The organism is Marinobacter sp. UBA2498 (genome assembly GCF_002341575.1).
GTDB lineage: Bacteria > Pseudomonadota > Gammaproteobacteria > Pseudomonadales > Oleiphilaceae > Marinobacter > Marinobacter manganoxydans.
The window spans coordinates 542-3,268 of record NZ_DDOI01000018.1 but is presented as its reverse complement, the minus strand read 5'-3'; the positions used below and the strand labels follow the sequence as shown (position 1 = coordinate 3,268).

Annotated in this window: 2 protein-coding genes; both read left to right on the top strand. The window is 57.5% G+C overall.

Annotated features, from left to right (window positions below):
* Positions 1 to 327 (top strand): SPOR domain-containing protein (locus tag B2W52_RS01810; protein ID WP_286801068.1); only part of this gene is annotated, 327 nt, incomplete at its 5' end.
* Positions 328 to 538: 211 nt separating this feature from the next.
* A partial coding sequence (gene gltB / locus B2W52_RS01805) for a glutamate synthase large subunit (protein ID WP_286801067.1) occupies positions 539 to 2,727 on the top strand: 2,189 nt, incomplete at its 3' end.

The following is a 2,727-nucleotide window of genomic DNA, read 5'->3' as shown; positions in this document are numbered from 1 at the left end:
GAGCCAGAGCCAGAGCCAGAGGCCGCGCCGAGCTTCACTCCGGCAAACCCGGCGTATTTTTCGGCGATTGATCAGGTTCGGGCGCGTGGAGGCTGGACCATTCAACTGGTGGCCGGCAATCTCGAACAGACTGCTCTGAACGTTATTTCCCGCTATTCACAGCTTGGTGATCTGGTCTACACCCGCGGGGAAAGGCAAGGCCAGCCCTGGTTTATGGTATTCTATGGGGAGTTTCCTACCCGGGAGGCGGCAAATGCCGCGGCAGCTGGTTTGCCAGAGGAGCTGGCTTCCAGGTCACCCTGGGTGCGTCCGGTCGACAATTTATAGCGCCGCTGTTTCGGCGCTAACTCGTTGTTCCATAACCTTGTCGACTGGTAATCCCGGTTTCGGCTTCCCACAATAACGTCACGCCGATTTGAGTACGTATTTCTACGTGTGTAAAATAGCCAGCCCCCATTTTCAGTGTCGAAGGGTGGTTGTTTGGCTGTGCGCCAATTAACTCTTTGATTGAAAAGCATTTCTACGCGAGAGAACGCTTATGATGACAGGTTTGTATCATCCCGATGAATTCAGGGACAACTGCGGATTCGGTCTGATTGCCCACATGAAGGGCGAGGCCAGCCACAAGTTGTTGCAAACTGCCATCGAGTCTCTGACCTGCATGACCCACCGAGGTGGTATCGCTGCAGACGGAAAGACCGGCGATGGTTGTGGCCTTCTGATCCAGAGCCCGGATGGCTTTCTGAAAAAAGCCGCCAAGGCAGCGTTTGGTAAGGAGCCGGGTGATCTTTTTGCTGTCGGCCAGGTCTTCCTGAACCCCGACGAAGCCAAGGCTTCGGCTGGTCGTGCGGCCATCGAGAAACGGTTGACCGAGCAGGGCCTGGAGATTCTCGGCTGGCGCGAAGTGCCGGTCGATGACAGCTGTCTCGGTCCTATGGCGCTTGATTGCCTGCCCCGTATCGAGCAGGTCTTCGTGGTGCCTGGTGGCAAGGCGGAGCGTGATTTTGCGATCAGTCTGTTCGTGGGCCGTCGCCACGCCGAAAGCGATATGGCCGACGATCCCGAGTTCTACATCTGTAGCCTGTCACACCGCACCCTGGCCTATAAAGGCCTGATGATGCCGGCAGATCTGGCCAACTTCTACAAGGATCTGGGTGACCCCGATCTCGAGACCGCCATCTGTGTTTTCCATCAGCGGTTCTCCACCAACACCATGCCACGCTGGCCGCTGGCCCAGCCGTTCCGGTATCTGGCTCACAACGGTGAGATCAACACCATCGACGGCAACCGTAACTGGGCCATCGCCCGGGCCGCCAAGTTCAGCTCTCCGGAATTGCCAGATCTGCAGACCCTGCAGCCTCTGGTGAACCTCACCGGTTCTGACTCCTCAAGCATGGACAACATGCTGGAAGTGCTGCTTGCCGGCGGTGTTGACCTGTTCCGCGCGGTCCGCATGATGATTCCGCCAGCCTGGCAGAATGTCGACAGCATGGATTCAGAGCTGCGTGCGTTTTACGAGTACAACTCCATGCACATGGAGCCTTGGGATGGTCCTGCCGGTCTGGTCATGTCGGACGGCCGCTATGCCGTCTGTATGCTCGACCGGAATGGTCTGCGCCCGGCCCGGTGGGTCATCACCAAGGATGATTTCATCACGCTGGCCTCAGAGATCGGAACTTACGGTTATCAGCCGGACGATGTGGTAGCCAAAGGCCGTGTCGGACCGGGTCAGATGCTGGCGATCGACACAGAGTCCGGTGAAGTCCTGCACACCAAGGACATTGATCAGCGTCTCAAGACCGCTCAGCCTTACAAGCGCTGGCTGCGGGAAAACGCTCTCCGCGTCGAGACCACTCTGAATCAGGACACCCCGGATTTCAGGCTGATGGATTCCGGCGAGCTTCTGGTGCACCAGAAGATGTTCATGGTCTCCTTCGAAGAGCGTGACCAGGTATTGCGTCCGCTTGCGGAGAACGGCCAGGAAGCGGTTGGATCAATGGGCGACGATACCCCAATGGCCGTGCTCTCGAGCAAGGTACGCCACGTGGCGGACTACTTCCGGCAGAAGTTCGCCCAGGTGACCAACCCGGCGATTGACCCTCTGCGTGAGTCGATTGTCATGTCCCTGGAGACCTGTCTGGGTGCCGAGCGCAACGTATTCGAGGAAACCGCCGATCACGCAGACCGCATTATTCTGACGACACCGGTTCTGTCGCCTGCCAAGTTCCTCAAGATTGCCAACAATGAGCGCCCGGGTTTCGAGGTCGCGCGTATTTCCATGAGCTACCGCCCGGAACAGGGATTGGAGCAGGCGATTCGCCAGGTTTGTGAGGAAGCGGAACAGGCCGTCCGGGATGGTAAGGTGCTGCTGATCCTCACCGACAAAGATTTGAAGGAAGGTGAACTGCCGGTCAATGCCCTGATGGCAACCGGTGCGGTCCACCACCATCTGGTCAAGAAAGGACTGCGTTGCGATTCCAACATCGTTGTTGAAACCGGTTGGGCTCGCGATCCCCATCATTTCGCCGTGCTCTTCGGTTTTGGTGCAACAGCGGTCTATCCGTACCTGGCTTACCAGGTTCTGAACGACCTGATCCGTACCGGCGAACTGCTGATGGATCCGATTGATGCCAAGAATAACTACCGGAAGGGCATCAACAAAGGGTTGCTGAAGATACTGTCGAAGATGGGAATTTCCACCATCACTTCCTATCGTGGCGCCCAGCT